Source organism: Microcoleus sp. Pol10D4 (genome assembly GCF_036701555.1).
Taxonomy (GTDB): Bacteria; Cyanobacteriota; Cyanobacteriia; order Cyanobacteriales; family Microcoleaceae; genus Microcoleus.
Genome location: NZ_JAUBRA010000036.1, coordinates 22,228 through 46,619 on the forward strand (window position 1 = coordinate 22,228; position 24,392 = coordinate 46,619).

Annotated in this window: 20 protein-coding genes; 10 read left to right on the plus strand and 10 right to left on the minus strand. The window is 47.4% G+C overall.

All coding sequences use genetic code 11. The annotated features are described in order from the left end of the window. The first annotated feature begins 179 nt into the window (after positions 1-179). From lpxC to QUA36_RS18195, 6 genes are all read left to right on the plus strand, one after another. Positions 180-1,034 carry a UDP-3-O-acyl-N-acetylglucosamine deacetylase gene (gene lpxC, locus QUA36_RS18170; protein ID WP_333458616.1) on the plus strand — a complete coding sequence of 285 codons (855 nt, stop codon included), beginning with the start codon at positions 180-182 and terminating at the stop codon, positions 1,032-1,034. An 89-nt stretch (positions 1,035-1,123) separates the two neighbouring features. Next, on the plus strand, positions 1,124-1,645 hold the full coding sequence (gene fabZ, locus QUA36_RS18175) for a 3-hydroxyacyl-ACP dehydratase FabZ (protein ID WP_333163518.1): 522 nt from the start codon (positions 1,124-1,126) through the stop codon (positions 1,643-1,645). A 114-nt stretch (positions 1,646-1,759) separates the two neighbouring features. Next, positions 1,760-2,554, plus strand: coding sequence for an acyl-ACP--UDP-N-acetylglucosamine O-acyltransferase (lpxA, locus tag QUA36_RS18180; RefSeq protein ID WP_333291913.1), 795 nt, complete (start codon positions 1,760-1,762; stop codon positions 2,552-2,554). Positions 2,555-2,595: 41 nt separating this feature from the next. Beyond that, complete coding sequence (locus QUA36_RS18185; protein ID WP_333458617.1) at positions 2,596-3,198, plus strand: Uma2 family endonuclease; 603 nt, start codon at positions 2,596-2,598, stop codon at positions 3,196-3,198. Positions 3,199-3,207: 9 nt separating this feature from the next. After that, complete coding sequence (gene lpxB, locus QUA36_RS18190) at positions 3,208-4,380, plus strand: lipid-A-disaccharide synthase (RefSeq protein WP_333458618.1); 1,173 nt, start codon at positions 3,208-3,210, stop codon at positions 4,378-4,380. 136 nt (positions 4,381-4,516) lie between these two features. After that, the gene (locus QUA36_RS18195; RefSeq protein ID WP_333458619.1) at positions 4,517-5,797 is read left to right on the plus strand and encodes a DNA cytosine methyltransferase; all 1,281 of its coding nucleotides are present in this window, start codon (positions 4,517-4,519) and stop codon (positions 5,795-5,797) included. 134 nt (positions 5,798-5,931) lie between these two features. On the opposite strand, the gene QUA36_RS18200 is transcribed toward QUA36_RS18195, so the two are convergent. Then, positions 5,932-6,141 carry a chemotaxis protein CheW gene (locus QUA36_RS18200; protein ID WP_333458620.1) on the minus strand — a complete coding sequence of 70 codons (210 nt, stop codon included), beginning with the start codon at positions 6,139-6,141 and terminating at the stop codon, positions 5,932-5,934. 143 nt (positions 6,142-6,284) lie between these two features. On the opposite strand from QUA36_RS18200, the gene QUA36_RS18205 reads away from it, so the two are divergent. Both QUA36_RS18205 and QUA36_RS18210 read left to right on the plus strand, forming a co-directional pair. Further along, the gene (locus tag QUA36_RS18205; RefSeq protein ID WP_333082559.1) at positions 6,285-6,629 is read left to right on the plus strand and encodes a BON domain-containing protein; all 345 of its coding nucleotides are present in this window, start codon (positions 6,285-6,287) and stop codon (positions 6,627-6,629) included. A 243-nt stretch (positions 6,630-6,872) separates the two neighbouring features. Next, positions 6,873-7,244: a DUF4278 domain-containing protein gene (locus QUA36_RS18210; RefSeq protein ID WP_333163507.1), complete on the plus strand. Its 372-nt coding sequence runs from the start codon at positions 6,873-6,875 to the stop codon at positions 7,242-7,244. Positions 7,245-7,364: 120 nt separating this feature from the next. Here QUA36_RS18210 and QUA36_RS18215 read toward each other — a convergent pair whose 3' ends face one another. Continuing rightward, on the minus strand, positions 7,365-8,546 hold the full coding sequence (locus QUA36_RS18215) for an RtcB family protein (RefSeq protein WP_333458621.1): 1,182 nt from the start codon (positions 8,544-8,546) through the stop codon (positions 7,365-7,367). A 64-nt stretch (positions 8,547-8,610) separates the two neighbouring features. Between QUA36_RS18215 and QUA36_RS18220 the strand changes: the two genes are divergently transcribed. Beyond that, positions 8,611-8,754, plus strand: coding sequence for a hypothetical protein (locus tag QUA36_RS18220; protein WP_333458622.1), 144 nt, complete (start codon positions 8,611-8,613; stop codon positions 8,752-8,754). 118 nt (positions 8,755-8,872) lie between these two features. Here the strand turns inward: QUA36_RS18220 and QUA36_RS18225 are convergent, their stop codons facing one another. The 6 genes from QUA36_RS18225 to QUA36_RS18250 form a co-directional block, all read right to left on the minus strand. After that, entirely contained in the window at positions 8,873-12,097 is a 3,225-nt protein-coding gene (locus QUA36_RS18225; protein WP_333458623.1) for an efflux RND transporter permease subunit, read from the minus strand. Between the two features lie 675 nt (positions 12,098-12,772). Further along, a complete protein-coding gene (locus QUA36_RS18230; protein ID WP_333458624.1) occupies positions 12,773-13,717 on the minus strand; it encodes a GDP-L-fucose synthase in 945 nt (314 codons plus the stop codon). Between the two features lie 194 nt (positions 13,718-13,911). Next, positions 13,912-14,070 (minus strand): hypothetical protein, encoded by a 159-nt coding sequence (locus tag QUA36_RS18235; protein WP_333458625.1) that lies wholly within the window; start codon positions 14,068-14,070, stop codon positions 13,912-13,914. 52 nt (positions 14,071-14,122) lie between these two features. Next, positions 14,123-15,154, minus strand: coding sequence for a GDP-mannose 4,6-dehydratase (gene gmd / locus QUA36_RS18240; protein ID WP_333163499.1), 1,032 nt, complete (start codon positions 15,152-15,154; stop codon positions 14,123-14,125). Positions 15,155-15,379: 225 nt separating this feature from the next. Then, entirely contained in the window at positions 15,380-16,111 is a 732-nt protein-coding gene (locus QUA36_RS18245; RefSeq protein ID WP_333163497.1) for a sugar transferase, read from the minus strand. 243 nt (positions 16,112-16,354) lie between these two features. Continuing rightward, positions 16,355-17,521: a glycosyltransferase gene (locus tag QUA36_RS18250; protein ID WP_333458626.1), complete on the minus strand. Its 1,167-nt coding sequence runs from the start codon at positions 17,519-17,521 to the stop codon at positions 16,355-16,357. A gap of 301 nt (positions 17,522-17,822) precedes the next feature. Here QUA36_RS18250 and QUA36_RS18255 point away from each other — a divergent pair, with 301 nt between their 5' ends. Further along, the gene (locus tag QUA36_RS18255) at positions 17,823-19,931 is read left to right on the plus strand and encodes an iron uptake porin (RefSeq protein WP_333458627.1); all 2,109 of its coding nucleotides are present in this window, start codon (positions 17,823-17,825) and stop codon (positions 19,929-19,931) included. A 467-nt stretch (positions 19,932-20,398) separates the two neighbouring features. Here QUA36_RS18255 and QUA36_RS18260 read toward each other — a convergent pair whose 3' ends face one another. Together QUA36_RS18260 and QUA36_RS18265 are read right to left on the minus strand one after the other, a co-directional pair. Then, positions 20,399-22,162: an NFACT RNA binding domain-containing protein gene (locus tag QUA36_RS18260; RefSeq protein ID WP_333458628.1), complete on the minus strand. Its 1,764-nt coding sequence runs from the start codon at positions 22,160-22,162 to the stop codon at positions 20,399-20,401. 593 nt (positions 22,163-22,755) lie between these two features. Beyond that, positions 22,756-24,333 (minus strand): NAD(P)/FAD-dependent oxidoreductase, encoded by a 1,578-nt coding sequence (locus QUA36_RS18265; protein WP_333458645.1) that lies wholly within the window; start codon positions 24,331-24,333, stop codon positions 22,756-22,758. Positions 24,334-24,392: the final 59 nt, after the last annotated feature.

Sequence of the window (24,392 nt, forward strand, 5' to 3'; positions counted from 1 at the left end):
CATTAGTCAGCAGTCATTAGTTATTAGTTAGGAGTAATTGCTAATTGCTAATTGCTAATTGCTAATTAGTAAGCTGCGCCTCGGCGCACCCTACAAATCATGTCTAAGGTGCGCGGCTCGGCGCAACCTACTGTTAACTTCCATCTTCCATCTTCCATCTTCCATCTTCCATCTTCCAAATGACTATTCACACCCTCAAATCTGAATTTGAACTGTCGGGAATCGGTTTGCATAGCGGCACACAAACTCGCGTCCGAGTTTTGCCTGCGGAGGTTGGGGAAGGCCGCTATTTTGTCAGAATTGACTTGCCTGGTGCTCCGAGAATTCCTGCAAAAATTGAGGCGGTTTCTCAGACTGCACTTTCAACTGAACTGGCAGGTATCGATGCTCAAATTCGCACTGTAGAGCATCTATTAGCGGCTTTGGCGGGGATGGGAGCGGATAATGCTCGAATAGAGGTAGATGGGCCGGAAGTGCCGCTGCTGGACGGTTCGGCTCTGGTTTGGGTAGAGGCGATCGCCCATACCGGCTTAGTTCCTCAAGAATCGAAGCAATACCCCACTTCCTCCTTCGTCCTAGAACAGCCAATTTGGGTGCGCCACGGGGATGCTTTTGCAGCGGCTTTACCCTCAGCCGAAACTCGATTTAGTTACGGAATTGATTTTGAGGAACAGGCGATCGGCAATCAATGGTACAGTTGGTCGCCAGAGGCAGAAAGTTTTGCTAGCGCGATCGCCCCAGCCCGCACTTTTGGACTTGCTCGCCAAGTTGACCAATTGCGACAAGCAGGTTTGATCAAAGGTGGTACCCTAGAGAACGCCCTAGTTTGCGATCGATCCGGTTGGCTCAACCCGCCTTTGAGATTTGCAAACGAACCGGTGCGCCATAAAATCCTAGACCTAGCAGGCGACCTCAGTCTGCTCGGAACTTGGCCAAAAGCTCACTACTTGGCTTACAAAGCCAGTCACAACCTGCACGTCCAACTTGCCCAAGTCCTGAAAGCGGAAGCTCTAGCTACGCTAGAGAAAAGTTAGGAAAAAACAGGTGATCTGTGAAGATTGCATCTTCCTTCTTCCTTCTTCCTTCTTCCTTCTGCCATACCACACTCAAAAGTCTTCAAGCAATGTCTACGCTGACTGAAGTTAACACCCTCAATACTGCTAATTCTGAATCCGTCTCCACCAAAAACGGTGAAGATTCTCCAGCGGTTAAATCTACTTTTACTCTCGAAGAAGTTCAGAAATTATTGCCTCATCGCTATCCTTTTGCACTGGTTGACAAGATTGTTGATTACGTGCCGTCCGAGAAGGCTGTAGGAATTAAAAATGTGACTTTCAACGAACCGCATTTTCAAGGGCATTTCCCCGGACGACCGATTATGCCTGGAGTATTAATTGTCGAAGCGATGGCTCAAGTTGGCGGTATTGTTCTGGCTCAGTTGCCCGACATCAAGCAAGGATTGTGGATGTTTACCGGAATTGATCAAGTCAAGTTCCGTCGTCAGGTTGTACCGGGCGATCAGTTGCTGATGACTGTAGAATTGCTGTGGGTAAAACGCCGCCGCTTCGCAAAAATGCAGGCTCTGGCTGAAGTAGACGGACAAAAAGTTTGTGAAGGAGAATTGACGTTTTCGATGGTAGATTAAATTGGGGAATTGGTAACGGGTAATTGGTAATTTATAACTAAGAACAGCCAACAGACAACAGCCAACAGTCAACAGACAACGGACAACAGCCAACTGACAACTGACAACTGAAAAATGCTTACTTTGATTCACCCAACTGCTGTGATTCATCCCCGCGCTGAACTTCACCCGACTGTAGAAGTGGGAGCTTATGCTGTAATTGGGGAAAGAGTGAAAATCGGGCCGGAGACTAAGATTGGCGCTCATGCAATTATTGACGGGCTAACAGAAATAGGCGCTCGCAATCAAATTTTTCCCGGTGCGGCGATTGGTTTGGAACCTCAAGATTTGAAATACGAGGGTTCTCTGACTAGGGTGAAAATTGGCGACAACAATCTGATTCGGGAATACGTGACAATCAACCGCGCTACAGGAGCCGGAGAAAGCACGACAATTGGCAATCATAATCTATTGATGGCTTATGTTCATGTGGGACACAATTGCGCGATCGCCGATCGAGTAATTATCGCCAATGCTGTAGCCTTAGCCGGACACGTTAAAATCGAGTCTCAAGCCCGCTTGAGCGGTGTTTTGGGCGTTCATCAGTTTGTCCACATCGGCCGCTTGTCTATGGTGGGCGGCTTGAGCAGGATCGATCGAGATGTGCCTCCTTATATGCTAGTCGAGGGAAATCCTTCGAGAGTGCGAGCAATCAACAAAATAGGCCTCGAACGCGCTGGTTTTACCGCAGAAGATTTGCTGGTTTTGAAGAAAACTTTTCGTATTTTATACCGTTCTGGCTACACTCTCGATCGAGCTTTGGAACAGTTGGATTTGTTGCCGGAAAATCCCCACTTGCAGCACCTGCAGAGATTTGTGCAGCAGTCTATAACCAAAGGGCGGCGCGGTTTGATTCCTGGCAAAAAGTAAATGAGGTAGAATAAACCTATGAACTAAGCGACTGTTGCCCGATGAAAGTATATACTTCAGTCAAATCTACATCCCCTGAAACAGAACAAGATGGCTGCATCAGGTTCTCAGATGTTAGTTGGGAGCAATTTGAAGCGATAGAAGCAGCTTTTAAAGATGTCAGAGGTGTGAAGTTTTTCTATCTCGATAAAAAACTGCAAATTATAACTGTCTCGCCCGAACACGAAATAATCAAGAAAACTCTCTGTATGCTGCTAGAGGCATATATGAGAGCAAATGGGATTCGATTTTACGGCAAGGGCGGCCCGACTCTAGGTAACAGAGAATTAGGCGGTAGAAAAGAGCCAGATGATTCTTATGATATAGGAACGCAAAAAATAGTCCCAGATATTGCTATTGAAGTGGTAATTACCAGTGGCGGGATAAATACTCTACAATTCTACAAAAGATTGGGCGTTCGGGAAGTCTGGTTTTGGCAAAATAGTCAGTTATCTATCTATTACTTAACAGGTGAAAATTATCAGGAGATGGCCCGGAGTACATTCATTCCCGATCTGGACTTAGAATTACTGCTACGCTGTGCTAATATGCCCGATCAATATGATGCTGTTACCGAGTTATTAGCAAACATCTCACCTGTATAAATTCAAAATATGAAAATTTTTATCAGCACTGGTGAGGTTTCGGGCGATTTGCAAGGAGCTTTGTTAGTTGCAGCCTTAAAACGTTACGCTGTCGCCGCTGGTTTGGAGTTAGAAATAACCGGATTGGGCGGCCCTCGTATGGCGGAAGCGGGTGCTACGATTTTAGGTGATACTTTGGGCATTGGTTCTATGGGCCTTATAGAATCAGTGCCGTACATTTGGCCCACAATCAAAGTTCAGCAAAAAGCTAAACAATATCTCAAAAACTTCCGCCCGGATGCTGTTGTATTGATTGATTATTTGACTCCTAATCTCGGTATTGGCAGCTATATCCGTCGCTGTTTGCCTGATTTGCCCGTGGTTTGGTACATCGCACCTCAAGAATGGGTTTGGTCGATTTCTCCTCGCAATACTGATCTGATTGTCAGTATTTGCGACCAACTTTTGGCAATTTTCCCAGAGGAAGCTAGTTATTATCAAAAAAAAGGAGCCCAAGTGAGTTGGGTCGGTCATCCTTTGGTGGATAGAATGCAATCTGCGCCCAGCCGGGAAGTTGCCCGCAAAACTTTGGGAATTGTGCCGGAACAGGTGTCGATCGCCCTAATTCCCGCTTCCAGACACCAAGAACTCAAGTACCTGATGCCGGTTATATTTGAGGCAGCTCAAATTATTCAAGCTAAATTGCCGGAAGTTCATTTTTGGATTCCGCTTGCTAATAAAGCTTTTCGCAGCAAAATCGAACAGGCGATCGAGAATTACGGTTTGCGGGCTACTTTGTTAGAAAATCAAACTCTGGAAATCTTGGCCGCTGCCGATCTGGCGATTACTAAATCTGGTACTGTTAATCTGGAGTTGGCTTTGCTGGATGTTCCGCAAGTTGTCCTCTATCGCGTCAGTCCAATTACGGCTTGGATTTTTCGCCATGTGCTGAAATTTTCGATTCCTTTTATGTCTCCGCCCAATTTGGTGCAAATGAAGCCGATCGTCCCGGAGTTGCTGCAAGACGAGGCGACTGCGGAAAATATAGTGAACCATGCACTGGAATTGCTGCAAAATGCCGATCGACGCCAGCAAACTTTGGCGGGTTATCGGGAAATGCGCGAAAGTCTCGGAGATGTGGGTGTGTGCGATCGGGCCGCTGCGGAAATAATGAAAAATGTCAAATTAAATACAGCTTATTAAAGCATTTTTCGTATTGAAAGGTTATGTATAAACCCGGTTCCTTTGTGGCTGGATCGTAGACAAACCCACGATTTATTACCAGAAACGCGGTTGATTTCCTTAAGTTCTATTAAAGCAACTTTTTTATTGAAATGTTATGCCAAGCAATCGGAAAAAGCGACCGATCGCTGTTGATTTATTTGCAGGCGCGGGCGGCATGACTCTGGGCTTTGAACAAGCAGGTTTTGATGTACTTGCATCAGTCGAAATTGACCCTATTCACTGCGCCACACACGAGTTTAATTTCCCGCTGTGTTCTATTCTGTGCAAAGATGTCACACAGCTTACGGGCTCAGAAATTCGGAAAAAATCGGCGATCGGGCGGCGCGAGATTGACGTAGTAATCAGCGGTTCGCCCTGTCAAGGATTCTCGATGATGGGCAAGCGCGATGTGGATGACCCACGAAATTCTCTAATTTTTCACTTTCAGCGCTTAGTTTTGGAGCTAAAGCCCAAGTTTTTTGTAATGGAAAATGTGCCGGGAATTGCATCAGGAGAACACAAAGAACTCCTGAATGTTTTAATTAGCTCTTTTCTGAAACGGGGCTATAAAGTAGAAGAAAATTATCAAGTTCTCAACGCTGTTAACTATGGAGTGCCGCAAGCTCGCAAACGATTGTTTTTGATTGGGTGCAAAGAAGGTTATGAGCTACCAAAATACCCTCAGCAAACTACTATACTGCCGAAAATTAAAATTCCTAAACGCTATAAAAAAATTAATTTACCTGCTGTCCCGACAGTTTGGGATGCGATTGGAGATTTGCCGGAGGTGGAAAACTACAGCGAGTTGCTGCACCGAGATTGGGTGATGGCGGAGTACGGAAAGTGCAGCAATTATGCGAGTATAATGCGCGGAATTGATGGTTTGGATGATGATTATTCCTACGATCGCGAGTACGATCGACAAATCCTCTCTTGTAGTTTGCGAACTAAACATTCTCAGGAATGTATGGAAAGGTTTCATGCAGCCAAACACGGGGAAAAAGAGCCGATCAGCCGTTTTTACAAGCTTCACCCCCAGGGAGTTTGCAACACTCTCAGGGCAGGAACCGACAGGGCGAGGGGGGCTTATACTTCGCCGAGACCGATTCACCCGATCGCCTCTCGGTGCATTACAGTCAGAGAAGCTGCGCGACTGCATTCTTATCCTGACTGGTTTAGATTTCACGTCACAAAATGGCACGGTTTTCGCCAAGTCGGAAATTCTGTACCACCGCTACTGGCGAAAGCTGTCGCAGCGCAAATTATTAGCGCTTTAGGGGTGACAGCCTTTAAGCCGAGTCTCAAGCTGACATGGGGAGATGATTCCTTGCTTAAACTGAATTGGTCGGAAGCAGAACAATATTATCTAATATCAAATCCGTTAGCATCGGAATAGTAAATTCGAGTTGACTGTTCACTGTTCACTGTTGACGCCGTGAACAGTCAACCGTCAACCGTCAACATCATGTATGAGTGTAACCGGAAATGATATAAAAAGTTAAGAATTAGATTTACAGCGTATATGCAGGACTACCCCCAATTAAGCGCAGGGCAAAGTCCCTGTATCAGCGATCGCACTTCGATGACCAGCACAAGATGTCCTGGGTAGTTAAACAAACCGGGAATGTAATCCGGCGCGCTGTGCAGTTTGTTCAAGGTAAAAGTGGGAACTATTTCGACTACTGGTCTGCAATCCAAGGCGTAGCGATCGTCATATACATAAAATAGCCAAATCAACATCTAGATATCAGGGTAAATTTGAGATTGTAAAAGTCTGCCGGAAAACATTGTGAGAAATTTCACTGAGTTTTGCAACAATTACAAGTCTTTTGGACTTCTAGAGCTATTGTGTAAAAAGTGTATTTTCAGGAGACTCAACTACTATGGGTTGGTTTAAAAGACTGTTCGGACTCGAAAAGCCTGCACCCCAGGCTGAACCGATGGCACAAGTAGTACAGCAAGCAGCACAAGCGCAATCCATCGCTCCTGCGAAAGTCGGCCCAGACGGAAATTTTGACGAAAGCGGCTTAGCGAAGCGGGTTGCTTTAGCTTTTGACGCCGATGCAGAAGTTGCTGATATCGAGACTGTTTATGTGGCTCAGCTCAGCAGCACCGTTGTTCTCAAAGGTCAAGTTCCGAGTCAGGAAATTCTCGACAAGTTGGTGGCGATCGCCTCTGCGGAAGAAGGTGCCACAAACGTGCAAACCGATCAGGTGACAGTCGGCTAGTTCTTCCCAAGCGAAGCAGTTTCGCTCCGGGTGCTGCTCGAATTAGTCAAAAACTGGATTAAACCCGCTGCGGCGGGTTTTTTCTTGCCGTCTCCCCCCTCCAAATATTAATTTTTGTAAATAAAGCGGATTCATCTCAAAAAACCGTATAATTGAATACAGAAACTAAAAAAGTTTTAGCCAAGAAAACCAACCCTGACCTGACTGCCCTTTTTATCTCCATAAATATAAGGATCAAAAAATATGAAACTCACTTATCGCGGTTCAAACTACGAGTACGACATTCCGACAGTTGATATGGTCGAAGGGGAAGTCGCGGGCAAATACCGGGGGCAAAACTGGAACTATCGGTATCCGAGACACATTCCCAACCCCAGAAAATACGGCGGCCCAAACTATACCAAAAAGCGAGATGCTCAAGCTGGCGATCGGGATGTCGCAGCAGCTAACGCCCCTGGGGCGGTTAAATCTTACCCAACAGTTATGGAAGTGGCGCAAGTGCACCGGGCGAATCTTTGCAATATTCTCGATCGTAGAAAGGAAGCAGCCAAGGCCAAGGGCGATGAAACACTGCTGCGCTTGCTAGAAATTGAGTCGAGACAAATGGTGTGTTAGAGAAAAGCTTCAGAAAACAAAGCGTTTGTCAAGAGGGGGGAAATCGAGTTAAGCTCAATTTCCCCCTTCTTCCCATAAAGCACTTTCCAGGTAAGTGAAGTACAAATAAACCAGTTTCTGTCAACCCTTGACACAAACCACCTGCTTCAAAGTCGCCACAACTTCCACCAAATCCGACTGCTGACTCATCACCTCATCAATCGGCTTATAAGCCCCCGGAATTTCATCTAAAAATTGCTCATCTTTGCGGCACTCAACCCCCTCAGTCTGCCGCACCAAATCATCGAGAGTAAATACATTCTTCGCTTGATTTCGAGACATCAACCGCCCCGCACCGTGACTGCAACTACAGTAACTTTCAGCATTTCCCTTCCCTTTAACAATGAAAGATTTCGCCCCCATCGAACCCGGAATAATTCCGTAATCCTCTACATCCGCGCGCACAGCACCCTTGCGAGTCACATACACATCTTCGCCAAAATGCACCTCTTTTTCCGCGTAATTGTGGTGGCAATTCACCTCTAATAACGGCTTAACAGATTTGCCACCCGCGACGTGCTTTTCCACAATTCGCTTAAACCGATTCATCATCACATCGCGATTAAAACGAGCATAATCTTGCGCCCACTGCAAATCGTGCCAGTAAGCAGCAAACTCCCGCGTACCCGCTACAAAATAAGCCAAATCTTTGTCAGCCAGATTAATTTCTGCCAGTTTAGCTAAATCTTTAGCAGTCTCGATGTGCTGCTGTGCGAGCAAATTTCCAATACCGCGAGAACCGGAATGCAGCATCAGCCAAACAAAGTTTTCAGTATCAACGCAAACCTCAATAAAATGATTGCCACCGCCGAGGGAACCCATTTGTTTTAAGGCTTTATTGTTTTGATACTGCACACCTTGATGAAGTTCTTTAAATTCTCCCCATCCTTGCCAGTTAGTGACAGTTTTTTCTACTTCCTTGTTTTCGGAAAATCCGACAGGAATTGCAGCTTCGATATCGAGGCGAATTTGTTTGAGTTTGCCTTCTAATTTTTCAGCCTTGAATGGCATTTTAATCGCAGCCATCCCGCAGCCAATATCCACGCCCACAGCAGCGGGAATAATCGCTTCTTTTGTGGCAATTACTGAACCGACTAAAGCACCTTTTCCTAAATGTACGTCGGGCATTAGTGCGACGTGTTTGAATACAAAGGGCAAAGATGCTACGTTTGCGGTCATCTTGGTTTCTTTTTCGCCTAGGGCGTGATTGGCCCAAGATAATACTGGTTTTGGGGCTGATATGTCTAATTTTTCGTAGGGCATTTTTGTTTAAGTTTGTTTTGCCAGTTAGGTTGTGTAGTATATAGTGTAGTATAAACAATTTCTAATGTCAAATTCACCTTACTGGCTGATTTTATTACGCTGCGTCAGCTTAACATCAAATGCAGCACCGATATTTTTGGTAAGTCCGACAGTCCGACAGGGAATGAATTCCCTGTCTCATAGCAAAAGTCCTCTGAAAGAGGACTGAAATCGATAAGGCTTTCCCTCACAATCAGCAGTCGGTTTTTAACCGACTTTCGCTATGAGGCAGGGAATTCATTCCCTGTCGGATTGTGGGAAAAGTGCGTATTTGCTGACGCTACATTTTACAAATTCGGAGTCTTTCTCCCCACCTTCTGCACGGGAATAGCCACCGCCTGCGGCTTCTTCTTCGCTGCAAATATTCCGAAGAAATCGTGCAGCAAAATATAGAAACACGGAATAATAAACAGCGTCAGCATAGTCGCCAGCGACAAACCGGAAAACACCACCACACCCAGCGGTTGCAAGAATTCCGAACCGTCTCCAATGCCCAAAGCTAGGGGAAATAAACCCAAAACTGTGGTAATAGTTGTCATCAAAATCGGACGCAAGCGCTGAGGTGCCGCCCTGAGAATTGCTGTTGTGCGATCGACCTTTTCGTCTTCCAGAATTTGGTTCGCCAACTCCACCATAATAATCGCATTATTTACCACAATTCCCACCAGCAAAATCGCCCCCACAATCACCGTTGCGCCGATCGGAGTTTTAGTCGCATACAACCCGAAAATCCCCCCAGCCAAAGCCAGCGGCACCGTTAACATAATCACCAGCGGATCGACAAGCGAATTGTACTGCACCGCCATCACCACAAATACCAAAAACGCCGCCAAAGAACCCAAAACAATCAGCGAACTTTGCAATTCCCGGTTAGTTTCAGCCGCAGAACTCGGTATAACTCGCACTCCCTGCGGCAATTTGATTTCCGACAAAACTGCATCCACTTGTTTCAAAGCATCGCCCAAACTCGCGCCCTTATTAACATTCCCAGCAATCATGAAAACTTGGCGCTGGTTAAGCCTTTGAATTTCCCCAGGCGCTTTTCCCAGTTCAATATTCGCCACATCGCTCAAGCGGATAATGCTGTTATCCCTAGCAGTTAAAGGGATAAATTTTAGTGCGGAAATCGATTGAACAGCAGCGCGATCGAATTGTACCCGCACATCAACCAAACGGTTTCCCCGCTGCAATTGCGTAGGAACAGAACCTTGAATTGCTGTCTGAATCGCCTCTCCAATTTGCCTCGCATTCAACCCGTAGATTTCTGCTTGTTCCCAGTTGGGGCGAATCTGCACTTCCGTTTGCTGCGGGTCTGCATCCGGGCGAAAAGTAGCTAAATTTACCTTCTGATCCAAAGTTGCCAATATCTCGCGGCCGGCTTGCTGCAATATTTGTTCGTTTTCGCCCTGAAGCAGGACATCAACTTCCGCGCCGCGCACTGGCGAATTAGTTAAAACCAAACCCCGCACGTTTTCTGGATTCAGGCGCAAACGAGTATTTTTGGGCAAATCAATTTTTTTATTCAATTCTTTCGTAACTCGCTGCACAAAATCCAATGTATTAGTGCCAGGTTTCAGCGTAATGTTGCAGCCACCGCGCAGCACATTCTCAACCGTATTGTTGCCGAACAACAGCCCGCCCACTGTCGTCAAAGTGTATTGAGTTTCTGGTTGGCTGAGGATAATTTTATCCGCTTCTGCCATGATTTTTTGGTTGGTTGCCAAATTTGTGCCGGCAGGAAACAAAGCAAACAATCTCGCTTGACCGGTATTAATTCTGGGCAATATTTCCTGGGGGATTTGACCAGCCATTAGCCAACTGCCACCGCCCAATCCAATAATCGCTACTGCAATGATAATCAACCGCCAGCGCACTACTCCCGATAAAAATTTACCGTAGCCGGCGGTAGCATTAGTAAAAGCTCGATCGAATGCGCGCAGCGGCCAAAAGTTGCTCAAACCGCTGGATACCCGCAGCGCTAGCAGCCGAGAAGCCATCATCGGTACAACTGTCAATCCGACAATCAGAGAGGCGGCGACGGAAAAGGTGATGGTGAGAATTAATTCGTTGAAAAGTAAGGCAACTAAGCCGCCTATTAGCAAAAATGGCAGTACAGCAACTAAGTTAGTGATGGTAGAAGCAAATAAAGCAGATTCTAATTCTTGGCTGCTTTTTTCTGCTTGCTGCATCAATTGCTTGTTACTTAAACGCTGACCGTTTGCAGTGTTTTTATTGCTGGTTCCTTCGACAATATTCTCCAGCATCACGATCGAGTTATCGACCACAATTCCCACACCCAGCGCCAAACCGCCCAAACTGAAAACGTTCAGAGATAGGCCAAAAACTCCCATCAGGATAATCGCCATTAAAGTTGCGAGGGGAATTGCCACGACAATAATCAAAGTTTGGCGAAGGGAAGCGAGGAACAGCAATACAGATGCCCCCGCTAAAACAGCCCCGGTTAAACCAGAAAATAGGACGTTGCTAATAGAATCGCGGATGAACTTAGACTCGTCGAAGGTATTGACGATAGTCGTGCCTTCGGGAATTGCCCCGGATGCTTTTAATTCTTCTAGCCGCTTTTTGATGCCATCTACAACTGAGATTGTATTCGCGTCCGGCTGCTTTTGAATGCTAATTTTTACGGCGGATTTCTGATTGAGAAATACTTTAACTCGTTCTTCTTCTGTACCGTCAATTACCTGAGCAAAATCGCGCAAAAACACTCGTCTGGGCGGATTAGAACCCGATGCTTGAAACGAAATTTCCTGAATTTCTTTTGCATTCCGAAACCGCCCCACAGTGCGGGTTAAAGGTTCCGCAGCTTCTTGCCGCAGCCGCCCGCCGGAAGTGTCGAGGTTGCGGGATTCCAGCGCTGATAAAACATCGGAAATACTGACACCTAAAGATTGCAAGCGATTTAAGTCAATATTTACTTGAATTTCTTCTTGCACGCCGCCGGCAACGTCAATTGCTGCTATTCCAGGAATTACGTTTAGTTCTCTGGATAATTCTTCGTCTGCAAATACGCGCAAATCAACTCCTTGCAAGGAGTCGGAAGTGAGGGCAAATTCGTAAATCGGCTGCTGGGAAGGGTCAACTTTGAAGAGAGTGGGCGATTCAACTGTATCGGGAAGTCGGTTGCGGATGCGGTTGACAGCGGCGGTGGCGTCGTTGAGGGCCTGGTCGATGTTGCCCCCGGGTTTGAAGAATAAATCGACGCTGACTTGTCCTTCGCGAGTCCGGGAGAAAACTTGGATAACGCCTTCAGTGGCGGAAAGTCCTTGTTCGAGTGGGCGGGTAACTTCGTCTATTGCTACTTCTGGGGAGACTCCGGGGGCGTCTAAGCGCACGCCGATGCGGGGATAGGTGATGGATGGTAGCAAGTCAACAGGCAGTTGGGTGATGTAGAAAAAGCCCACGATTATAATAGCAAGTGTCAGCATGAGGGTGCCGATGTGGCGACGAATGGCGGTCGCGCTAATGCTGAAGCCGGGTTTGTCGGGGGTCATTTGATTTTAGATTTTAGATTTTAGAATTGAAAAGTTTACTCAATCAGTCAGCCTGCAAAGGAATGAATCGCGGGGCTGGCGACCAAATTGTTTTCGGTCAGGCTTTATTTTGTATAGGGAGTGAGAGAATATTTACGCTCTGCACCTGACCAGTAGTATAATAAATTTTAATAACTTGTGAAAAATGTTTTTTTGAATATTCCTTTAGAGGTAGTCGATCGCCCAAAACGCAGATTGGCATAAGTTGCGATCGGCTTTTTTATCGATCGAAAGCAATTGCGATTTACCGCCCGGAGTGGGGGCGGGTTTACTATATTGTTGGTCTTACCCACAGATTGTTTGTAAAACCCGCCCTTCCATTCTTATTCGGCGTTGCTGATTTACGGTATGAAAGGCTAAATATGCCGCGTCTTCCGTACTTAGTGTGTTAATTTATCGAAAATTAATGGCATAATTTTTTACACCGCAAGGGTTTCCGGTCTTACTTGAGTTAATTTGGAGGCATTTTTTCCTTCGATTCATACATAGCTTGAGTTTTAACTACTTAAACTAATCGTTTGGTACACCAAGTAAGGGAGAGCCAGCTTTACTAACAAGTTCTTTCTGCTGATTTACTTCCATTCACCATCTTTCCTAAAAAAACCCGGTTTCTTGAAGAAACCGGGTTTTTCACACTCAAACTGCGTGTTTTCGATACCAATCAATCGTATTTCTCAATCCTTCCTTAAACTTCACCTCCGCAACAAAACCAAACTTTTCCTTAGCCCTTTGGGTATCCAAACAGCGGCGCGGCTGACCGTTCGGTTTGTCTGTTTCCCAAACAATTTCACCCTCAAATCCCATCAATTCGCAAATGGTTTCCACTAAATCGCGAATTTTAACTTCGCTATTCGTTCCCAAATTAACCGGGTCAGATTCACTGTAATCTTGCGTTGCCATCACAATTCCTCGGGCGGCATCTGTGGAATACAAAAACTCGCGGCTAGGGCTGCCGTCGCCCCAAACTGGCAGTGTTTTGTCTCCCCTTTCTTGGGCTTCGTAGACTTTGCGAATTAATGCGGGGATGACGTGGGAACTTTTCGGGTCAAAGTTATCTTCCGGGCCGTACAGATTTACTGGTAGCAAGTAGATACCATTGAATCCGTATTGCTGGCGGTAGGATTGCAGTTGCACTAATAAGGCTTTTTTGGCAATTCCGTAAGGTGCGTTAGTTACCTCTGGATAGCCGTTCCACAGGTCGTCTTCTTTGAAAGGAACTGGGGTTAAATTGGGATAAGCGCAAATGGTGCCGACGCAGACAAATTTTTCGACTCCTGCTTCATAGGCGGCGTGGATTAGTTGCGCGCCCATCATCAAATTGTCGTAAAATAATTCAGCGGGTTTGACTAGGTTTAAACCGATGCCGCCGACGTGGGCGGCGAGGTGAATGATGATATTTTGTTGGTCGGCGGCGCGCTTGCAGTTTTCCATGACACGGAGGTCGCACTCGCGCGATCGACTCACCGAAATTTTATCAGCATCGGCCCCTGCTTTCACTAACTGGTCGATTACCTGACGGCCCAAGAAACCGGCGCCGCCCGTGACTAGAATGCGTTTGTTGGTTAAATCCAAGCTGGTCATAATTTTAGCCTCGGGATTTTGAATAAAGGTCGATCGACAATTTCAATTCTAAAATACTTGCTTTAGCCAAAAAAAGCTTTCAGCCACTGCAGACGCTTAGCAACAAATCGGTTTTAACTGCCGCAGATAGGGACAATCCGATCCGTCCACACCCTAAAGTTAGATTTATGGGCTGCGAGTCCTCAACTATCTTTTTAATGTTTTTGTTGGCCCGCACATCCCAAAATTTGGTCAGCAATTAAGCTGGTTCTTTGAATACCGATCGCGCTAATAGTTGTAACAATCCTCCGATCGTTTGTGAACGGCGTGTAGGGGCAATTTCCCCGGTGCGCGCCTTTGGCGAATGGGGGCATAGCGGGGTACTACCCCTACAAATTGTTCGCAGTGACGACCTACTTTTTCGGCTCAATCAAATCCGTTGCCAGAACCTCTAGCTTGCTGATCGAGAGCTTTTATGTCAGCATCTACCATTAAATGTACTAACTCCTGAAAAGTTACAGAAGGTTCCCAATTTAACTGCTGGCGTGCCTTAGTCGAATCACCAATCAACAGTTCGACTTCTGCAGGACGCAAGTAGCGTTCGTCAAACTCCACATATTTTTGCCAATCTAAATTGACGTAAGTAAAAGCTAAATCGAGAAATTCCTTAATGGAATGGGTCTCGTTAGTAGCAATGACATAATCGTCAGGCTTGTCTTGTTGGAGCATCAGCCACATCGCCCGCACGTAGTCTTTAGCATAGCCCCAGTCCCGCTTGGAATCGAGATTGCCCAAGAAAATCTTTTTCTGCTTGCCGGCGACTATTCTGGCAACGGCGCGAGTAATTTTGCGAGTTACAAAAGTTTCGCCACGGCGGGGAGATTCGTGATTGAACAAGATGCCGTTGCAGGCAAAAAGTCCGTAAGATTCGCGATAATTTATTGTTTGCCAGTGCCCGTAAACTTTGGCGCAGGCGTAAGGACTTCTGGGATAAAAAGGAGTTGTTTCCTTTTGCGGAACTTCCTGCACCAAACCAAACATTTCCGAAGAACCTGCTTGATAGAACCGCACTTCTATGCCGGTGCGGTGCTGATAGTCCCGAATTGCTTCTAGCAGCCGCAATACTCCCATTCCTACTGCGTCAACCGTATATTCCGGCGAGTCAAAACTGACTCGAACGTGAGATTGAGCGCCTAAGTTATAAATTTCTACCGGCTGGACTTCTTCCAATATCCGGCGGAGAGTGGTGCCGTCCGTCAAGTCGCCGTAGTGTAGAAACAGGCGCGCACCCTCGTTGTGAGGATCGACATAGATGTGGTCAATTCGATCGGTATTGAAACTAGAACTGCGCCGGATAATGCCGTGAACTTCATATCCTTTTTCTAACAGTAATTCGCTCAAGTAGGAGCCGTCTTGACCTGTAATACCTGTTATTAGCGCTCGCTTGCGTTGCGTCATCTGATTTTCCTTTGACAGGCTGTGTTAATTCACAATAAATTTTTTGGCAGAGGCTGTTGCTCGCTGCCGGCCGTATTCTCAAACTCTACGGTAACTCACAATTCTCCGATCGGCATCAAGGAACTGTTTAGTTTTGACAAAGAGTTTGTCGCTTGCTGTCAGTAGTCAGCATCAGTGGCCAGTAACAAATAAAACTAACTACTGATTGCTGACTGCGGACAAAAATTAATATGCGCCGTTATTTTTGGGAAAAATCACAACTCCAATTGTTTTGAAAAGAATCCACATATCCATCCAAAGGTTTTTGTCATTTGCGTAATAGAGGTCGATTTGGACTCGGCGAGGATAGGGAATGTCGTTGCGACCAGACACTTGCCACAAGCCTGTAATTCCAGGTCTTATGGTGAGAATTTTGTTGATGTGACGGCCGTATCTCGGCAGTTCTTCTTCAACTAAAGGTCTCGGTCCGACGACGCTCATATCTCCTTTTAAAACATTCCAAAACTGGGGAAACTCGTCTAAACTGGTCATTCGTAAAAATCTTCCAATCCAGGTAATTCGAGGGTCTTGTTTCAGCTTGAAATTGTCCTCAAACTCTTGACGCAAATGCGGAGAATTTTCCATGATTTCCAGCAATATATCGTCCGCATTTTCCACCATCGTTCTGAATTTAAGGCAATAAAACCTTTTACGGTTTTTGCCTACTCGTTCCTGTACGTAAAAAATAGGACCGGGCGAGCTTAAGGCGATTAAGAAAGCCAAAAGCAGGTAAACCGGAGCAAACAGGATCAGAACCGATAAGGAAAACAGGATGTCGAATAACCGCTTGAAAAGTTCTCCGTCGAGGCTCTGTAGAGAACGACTTATGCGTCTATCTCCTTGCAGGACAGACCCAAAACCGCGTCTTGCGATCGCTCGAATTACCTTGCCGGAGATTAGTTGGCTGTCGGCAGTCATCTTACTCCTTCACTTCACACCACACACAGTCCTGATCATAAAGCCTCAAGACGCTTTGTTCTCTGAATTATGTTTCCAATACTCAATTTTCTGCCTTCAGAAGGCTTCAAAAGGCAGAAGGAAGAAGGAAAAGGGCTTCTGGCGGCAGAAGGAAGAAGGCATCAGGCACCTATCCAGAGGCCTTCTGAAGGCACTTATACAAAGGCAGAAGGAAGATTGTCCCGCTATGGGGCTCTGGCACTCTCAAGCCTCAGACTCAGTAAAATCACGGGAGTGAAATTCCTGATAGCAGCGTTCCACAAAAGCTAGATAGCGCTGCCCAAAAACTTCGGAGGCAAACTGTTCAGCGCGCAACCTGCAGATTTCTGGCTCAAATTTGCCTTGCAACTGCTCAAATTCCTCGACAGCCTCGACTAATGCTGCTGCGGTTTGGGAGGAAAAGAATAAACCAGTCCCTGTCTCTGGGTGTTGGCGAATGTCGAGGACTGTCTCCAAAGCGCCCCCTGCTGCATAGGAAATTACCGGTGTTCCGCAAGCTTGAGCCTCTACCAAAGCTATACCAAAATCTTCGCAAGCTGCATAGACAAAGGCTTTCGCCTCTGCCATGTACTTTTCCACTATGGAGGCGGGCTGCCAGCCGATCACTTGCACGTTGGGTTTGGCGATTTGCCGAATCATTTCTAATTCTGGCCCGGTGCCGATGACAATGAGAGTATGCCCGAGTTGATTGAATGCTTGGACGATCGCACTTACGTTTTTGTAACTTACCAACCGACAAACTGTGACGTAAAAGTCTTGTTTTTGCCGCATCAAGGAAAATCGCTCGATATTTACCGGCGGATAAATCACCTGGGCCCGCCGCCGATAGCACCGCCAAATCCGGCGCGCAGTGTGTTGAGAGTTAGCGATGAAATAATCAACACGATTGGCGGCAATTACGTCCCACTGCCGCAGTCGATGCAACAAATATCGCGTCAGCAGACCCTGGATGCCCCGTCCGGCTTTGCTGCTACGCAAATAGTCAAAAGTTAAGTCCCAAGCGTAGCGCATGGGTGTGTGGCAGTAGCAGACGTGCAGTTGCTGGGGACTGGTGAGGATGCCTTTGGCGACGGCATGGGATGATGAGAGGATGATGTCGTATTCTCGCAGATCTAGTTGTTCGATCGCGATCGGCAGAAATGGCAGATATTTTTGGACACCGCTGCGGGCTCCGGGAAAGTGCTGCAAAAATGTTGTGCCAATCTGTAGGCCGAAAAGATAGCTTTCGGGATTGGCTGATTCAAAGTCGATGAGGGCATAGACATCTGCCTCGTCTACGTGTTTGAGGATTTCCTGCACTACCAGTTCTGAACCGCCAGTAGCTAAGGGCGTCAACCATTCATGAACTAGGGCGTATTTGAGTTTTTTCACTTGTATTTGTAGCCGATCAAACGATTTGTTAGCGCCAGTGCTGTCAATATTAGTCTTACTGAGGGATAACTTACGCAATATCCCGCCATCAACCAGGTTTCTATGTAGGTATTTAGCTCAAACCAAGGATTTTGGGAATAAACGGAGTTTTTGTCAAATCAGCCACAGCCAAACTGCACTCTCCGGCAGTGATTTCCCCGATTGTTGACAAGAAATACTATTAGGCGGAATACTAAGGGTGATTTGCGAGCGCCTAAATCTTCGGAACGGGCGATCGAGCGTAATGTGGTGTGAGGAAAAAATGTCCAAATTTTTGTGGAAGGGACTTTTAGTTAGTCCCGCTGTATTGGCAGGAAGTTTAGTCGTATCTTCGACGGCGCTAGCAGAGCAACCTGTAGAAATTGCCACCGCAGCTCAAGCTGATAAATTGCAATTAGCAGGTGCTGCAACCGAGGCAGCCAAGTCTGAGACAGCAAAGCCTGAGACAGCCGAATCAGTGTCACTAGATAGCAACTTGACTGTTGAAACTATTGAGAAAGAAAGTGCGAACCTCTACGAGGGCTTTCCTTCGGATCGCTTCGCTAACGCTAACGATCCCATCGCCCCAGTTGCCGAACAAGCAAAAACACCGGAAGTTGCAGCAGCAGATTTAGGCGAAACCAAACCCGCAGTCGCGCCCGCAAATTTAAGTCCCGAACAACCTGTCGCGGAGCAAATTCCCGCCGTAGCGCCCGCCAACTTAAGCGAAACGCAACCCCCCGCACCACTGCCTAATTTAAACGCAGAAAAATCCGCCGCACAGCCCGATCAGATTTCGCAATCGACTGATCCAAGTGCCAAACCTCAAGCACAGTCGAATGTTTTAGAACAAATCAACCAATACAGCGCCGAAGACAGTAGCAGTGAAGATGCGGCCGGCCAAGTAACATCTGTGTCGCAACTTTCCGACGTTCGACCCACAGATTGGGCGTTCCAAGCTTTGCAGTCTCTAGTAGAGCGCTACGGGTGCATAGCTGGCTATCCTGACGGCACTTTTCGCGGCAACCGGGCGATGACTCGCTACGAGTTTGCAGCAGGTTTAAATGCGTGTTTGGATAAAGTTAGCGAGCTGATTCAAGGCGGTTCCAGAAATCTGGCGACGCGAGAAGATTTGGCTTCTGTGCAAAGGTTGCAAGAAGAATTTGCGGCGGAATTGGCAACTTTGCGCGGCCGCGTCGATGCTTTGGAAGCGCGCGCCTCTGAATTAGAAGCAAATCAGTTTTCAACTACGACTAAACTCAACGGCGAAGTCATATTTGGTTTGGCGGGTATCGCCGGGGGAGAGGATGCCGAGGGCCGCGAAGCTGATAAAGCCACGGCTTTTGGCAGCAGGGTTCGGATCAATTTCGACACGAGTTTTTCTGGAGAAGATTTGCTGAGAACTCGATTGCAAGTTTTAAATTTGGGTTCTTTTTCTACTAATAATACCAAAACCGCTGAAGGGGAATTGCGGTTTAATGCGGGGCCTTTTGCTGAGGCTAGCAATACTGTAGGTTTAGATGCGCTGCTTTACCAATTCCCTCTAGGCAAAAGCACGACTGTAATTCTCGAAGCCAACGCAGGCGCTGCTGATGATTTTGCTAACACTGTCAACCCTTACTTTGACGGAGACGGCAGCTACGGCGCTCTTTCTAACTTCGGTACTCGCAACCCGATTTACTATTTGACTGGTGGTTCTGGCATCGCTCTGCGGCATCAGTTTGGGGAAAAACTGGAGCTGAGTTTGGGATATTTGGCCGGCAACGCCGCGAGCCCGACGCGGGGAAATGGTTTGTTCAACGGCTCTTACGGCGGTTTGGCTCAGTTGACTTTCAAACCGAGCGAGAGCATGGCTTTAGGTTTAACTTACGTTAACTCCTACAACTTCGTCACCGGTACCGGCAGCAATGCTTCTAATTTCCCGGCGCGTCTAGGTTCCTTTGGGTTCGACAGCGATAGCACTCTGCCAGTTTCTAGCAATTCCTACGGCGCGCAAGCTTCGTGGCAGTTGAACCGGAGATTTGCAATTGGCGGTTGGGCGGGTTACACCAACCAGCGCATTTTATCCAACTTGGCTACTCCTACGGGTTCTGTGCAGCGGGGCGATCAAAAAATCTGGAACTGGGCCGTTACTTTGGCTTTTCCCGATTTGTTGAAAGAAGGAAATGTGGCGGGGATTGTGGTAGGTATGGAGCCGCGGGTGACGAGTTCTACTAATCGGACTTTGCCGGAAGATAAGGATACTTCGCTGCACGTTGAAGGTTTTTATCAGTTTAAGTTGAGCGATAATATTGCTATCACTCCTGGTCTGATTTGGCTGACTGCTCCCGACCACAATAAGAATAATTCTGATTTGGTGATTGGGGTTGTTAGAACGACGTTTACTTTCTAGGAGCAGCACTTGGGGATTTTAGATTTTAGATTTTAGATTTTAGATTTTAGATTGGCAGTTTTCATCTAAAATCTAAAATCGCCAATCTAAAATTGTCCGAGCTTGGGTTTAATGTTTCAACAAAAACGACCAGCTTTAGCTAAAGCTGGTCTGCACAAATAGTTAAATCCGTTGTGTTCCCACAGTGTTTTTCTCACAGTGAGGAAATCCAAGTTGCACGTTTCTTTGCAAATGGTTCTCAAACAAATATCATCTCTCTTAAGTGGTATTTTAACAACAAAATTTAATTGTTTGTAACAAGACTTTACATTACAGTGGAATATTAATTGTTAGGGGTATCGCACTTTTTCTTACTTTGTATAAAGTAGCAGGGCTTCAAAAGCCCGGTTTTTGTGTGGGTTTCTGGCTACCAAACCTGTTATTTTGCCTAAAAACGCCCCTCAGTCATTTTACGCACTTTGTATAAATCAAGCCGGAGCTTGCTGCGGTCTGCCCCAGACAATTCGCTCCTGCTTGTATACAACCATACCAGGTTTAGCACCTTTCGGCTTGTATACATATTTCGGTTCTGTATAAACCACGGGGACTTGTTCGCTGTGGCGGGCGCGACTGTAGTAAGCAGTCATGTCGGCGGCAAATTGCAAATCGGTTTCTTCAGCCACAGTACCGGGTTTGAGACGCAGCAAAGCGTGACTTCCGGGAATCTCTAGGGTGTGGAACCACAAGTCGTAGTCGTTGGCGGTGCGAAAAGTGAGTTGGTCATTTTGGCGGTTGTTGCGCCCGATTAATAATTCAAAGCCGCTGGGGGTTTGGTAGCGGTGAAATTCGATCGCAGCATTTTTGTCGGTACTGCGGTAATCTGGTACGTCTAGGTATTTTTGCTGGATCAGTTCTTCGCGGATTTCGGCGAGGGTTTGCAAATCTTGGGTGTTGCGGTAGGTTTCCAATACTGAAAGTGCGACTTCAACTTGTTCTAAATAGTCGATTTCTTCCTGTACGGCTGCTAACAAAGGTTCTACTGCAATGCGGGCTCTTTTAAGTTTTTGGTGTTTTTTGTAGATTGCTTGAGCGTTTTGAACTGCATTTTTTTCCGGGTTTAGGGGAATAGCAACGGGTTCCTCGGTTTCAAAGTCTGGGAGAGAAATTGATTTCATTCCTGGTTCCCAATGCTGCAAATTTGCCATCAGCAAGTCGGCTTGGGATTTGTGGGTGTCGGCGTCTGCTGATTGCTGCAAGCGTTCTTTAAATGTGTTGGCTTTTAGGCGCAGTTTTGCCAGGACGGTGTTGAGTTTTTGGGTAAGCTGATGCCGCAGTTGGGCAAATACTTCTTGATTGATTTCGCCTGTGTAGTAGCTGTTAAGTATTTCTTGAACCGAAGAGAAGGAAGAATCAGAGGGCGGGCACGGGGGCACCGCCCCTACATTGTGATTTTCTGGTGTCGGCCAATCGATGACGGTGTAACCTTCGGGGGTAAAACTTGGGTGAAATTTGGAGTTTTCTAGGCATTGCAGCCAGTATAGCCAGCGCTGGAATAGTTGCTGCCATTGGTCGGGATTGAGGCTGTCGGTGGATTGTTCGGGGTCTAAAGAAGCCGATCGAATCATTGACAAAACTAAGGCTTTACTCATCCCTCGGTAATTCTTCAACATATTGCCCTTTAATTGCCCAGGAACCAGGCTAATTCGTGATTGCCAGCGGTTTTGAGATTCACTCAAACTCGGCACTGCATCGGTCAAAGACGGGGGCATTTCGTAGGGTTGCCCGGTTTGGATGGGACGGACGGTGGACTGTTTGGCGCTGACTTGGTGGGCGCAGGTGACAACGAGGTTGTCTTGGGCGGTGAGGATGACGTTGCTGTACTTGCCCATGATTTCGGCGTACAGGTGCCAGAGGGCTGGTTCTCCGGGGCGTTTGGCGAATTGCAAGTCGATGACTCTTTCCCAGGGTGAAACGGGGGCGATGGAAACTAAGGCTAAACCGCTGAGTTGGTGCCGCAGTTGTTCGCTGAAGGTGAAGGTGTCGGGAATGCGGGGCGGGGGGTCGCCGACGCAGATGCGGGCGGCCACTGGATGCCAGGAAAGGTCAATCCAGCCGCGCCCTTTCATGGTGCGGAGGGCTAGGGACACGGTAAATCGATCGCGCTGGTAGACTTGTTCTAAGCGCGCTGGCAGCCATTGGGCTCGCAGTTCGCTGCAAGCTGCGGTTAAAGTTGTAAAGTCTACGGGTTGCACGGTGGCCTCTTTGCGATCGAACTATCTATTTCTATGCTGACAGATATCGGTCACATTTTACTAACTATAGCCTTTCTCTGTAACATGAGGTGGACGCTGGATAAGCGGGGATAGGGCATAGGGCATAGGGCATCGGGCATAGGGCATACCTCACCAAGATTGAGAACTGCTGTATATACAATTATTGTTTACTCTTGCTTCGCGTCCTTCGCTATGAAAGCGCTTCCATAATTCCGTTAACAAATAATATCAATTACGGTTGCATTGGAATGATTTAACCGCAGAGAACGCAGAGTCAGAGAACAGAGAACAGAGAGATGAATACAGGACGATGAAGGGCGGATTTGATATAACAAATAACTAATAAACATTTCCTAAAAAGCAGGTTTTGAACAGGCAGGATGCCTGTTTCACAATAATTATGGGAGATGTCTAATAATATCAATTCCGGCTGGATCGAAATGATATCAAATCAGTCAACAGTCAACAGTTAACAGTTAACAGTTAACAGTTAACAGTTAACAGTTAACAGTCAACAGTCAACAGTCAACAGTCAACAAGCACCGAGGGTGCAACCGGAATCGATATAACAACTAACTAATAACTTCCCGAATCAATTCCAAATGTTTGTACAAAGGTGCGATCGTATTGGCCGCGATCGCACCGCTAGCAGCCACAGCGGGCAAACCAATTCCCGGAAACGTCGAATCTCCGCAGCAAAACAGCCCCGCTAAAGGCGTTGTCGGGCCGGGAAACAAGCCGCTGCCCGCCCGAATTCCGGGCCCGTAGGAACCGCGATGGCGGCGCAAAAACCGTTCGTGGGTGAGGGGTGTCCCAACTAAGGTGACTTCGCAGCGCGATCGAATATCGGGGATAATTCTCTCTAAGGCTTCCCACATTACCTCGGCGCGCGCTTGTTTTTGCCGCTTGTACTCTTGGCTGCTGCGATTCCCTACGGGATAGCTACGCTTCACGAGCTTTTGCCACAAATCGTAAGGCTCGTTTCCGGGCGTATATGCGTGAATGACGTGCTTTCCCGGAGGCGCGAGGTCGGGGTCGAGGAGGGAGGGAATCGAGACGAGAACGACGTTCTGAGGGGCAGAAACGCCTATTTCCCAGTCTTTGACGAAGATGTAGTGACAAGCCAAGTCCGATCGCACTCCGGCAGCATCAATTCCCAGATGCAGGTGCATGAAGCTGTCGCACTCGGGCGTCGCCTGCCGCTGTTGCCGAAACCTTTGCGGGACTGAGGTTTCAGGCAACAGTTTCAGGGTATCCCAAACGGATGCGTTGGAGACGACGGCTTTGTGCGATCGAATAATTTTGCCCGATCGCAGCCGCACGCCCGCAGCCCGGTTGTTTTCCACCAAAACTTCTGCAACGTGGGAATTTAGGAGCAACTGCCCTCCGTGGCGCTCTAAACCGCGTACCAGGGCATTTACCAAAGCTGCACTACCGCCGATCGGATAGTCCAAAACTGCATTGGGGCGATACCAGTCGGCGAACATGAATGCGACTTCGGCTGCGATCGTTCCGTCGGCGGGAAGTCCAGACAGCAGGAAACACAACAAATTCAGCCAATTTCGTACAAAGGGATCTTTGACATTTTTGTCCATTATTTTGCTGAAAGGGCCTGCAAGTGCGATCGCGTCGCCAGCACTTTGCAGGAAAGCCGGCGCAAATTGACCGAGGGTAAAAATAGCGCCCAAATCGAAGCGCAAAGCCAGGGAGGGCAAGGCTATGGCAGCTTTGGCGTAGGGTTCCATGATGCGCTGGAGTTGCTGCCATTCGGCGACTGCTTCGGCGCCGCGCAGTTGTGCGAGCACTTCGCCAAATTGACTCGCACCGACGGATGTGTCGAAATCGCCTTCTGGCAAACAGCAACCCCAGGTATCGTAGGTGATGCAGGGGAGTTTTTCGCCGATCGCATCCAATACTTGCCGCAGCGGATTGGCAGACGGGCTGTAGGATAATCCTGAGTACAGGGATGGCCCGGAGTCGAACCTAAATCCGTCGCGTTCAAAACCGTGTGCGGCCCCGCCCGCGATCGAATGGCTTTCGCAAACCACAACGTCAAAGCCATAGCGGGCGAGCATTGCAGCGCAAGTCAAGCCGCCAATTCCGCTGCCGATGATGATGATTTCTGTGTCTGTGGGGGCGATCGCAACCATGTTTTTCTCCGCTACTTCAGCTAATATTATCAATGTCTTGCAGCTTTAGGACTTAGGCC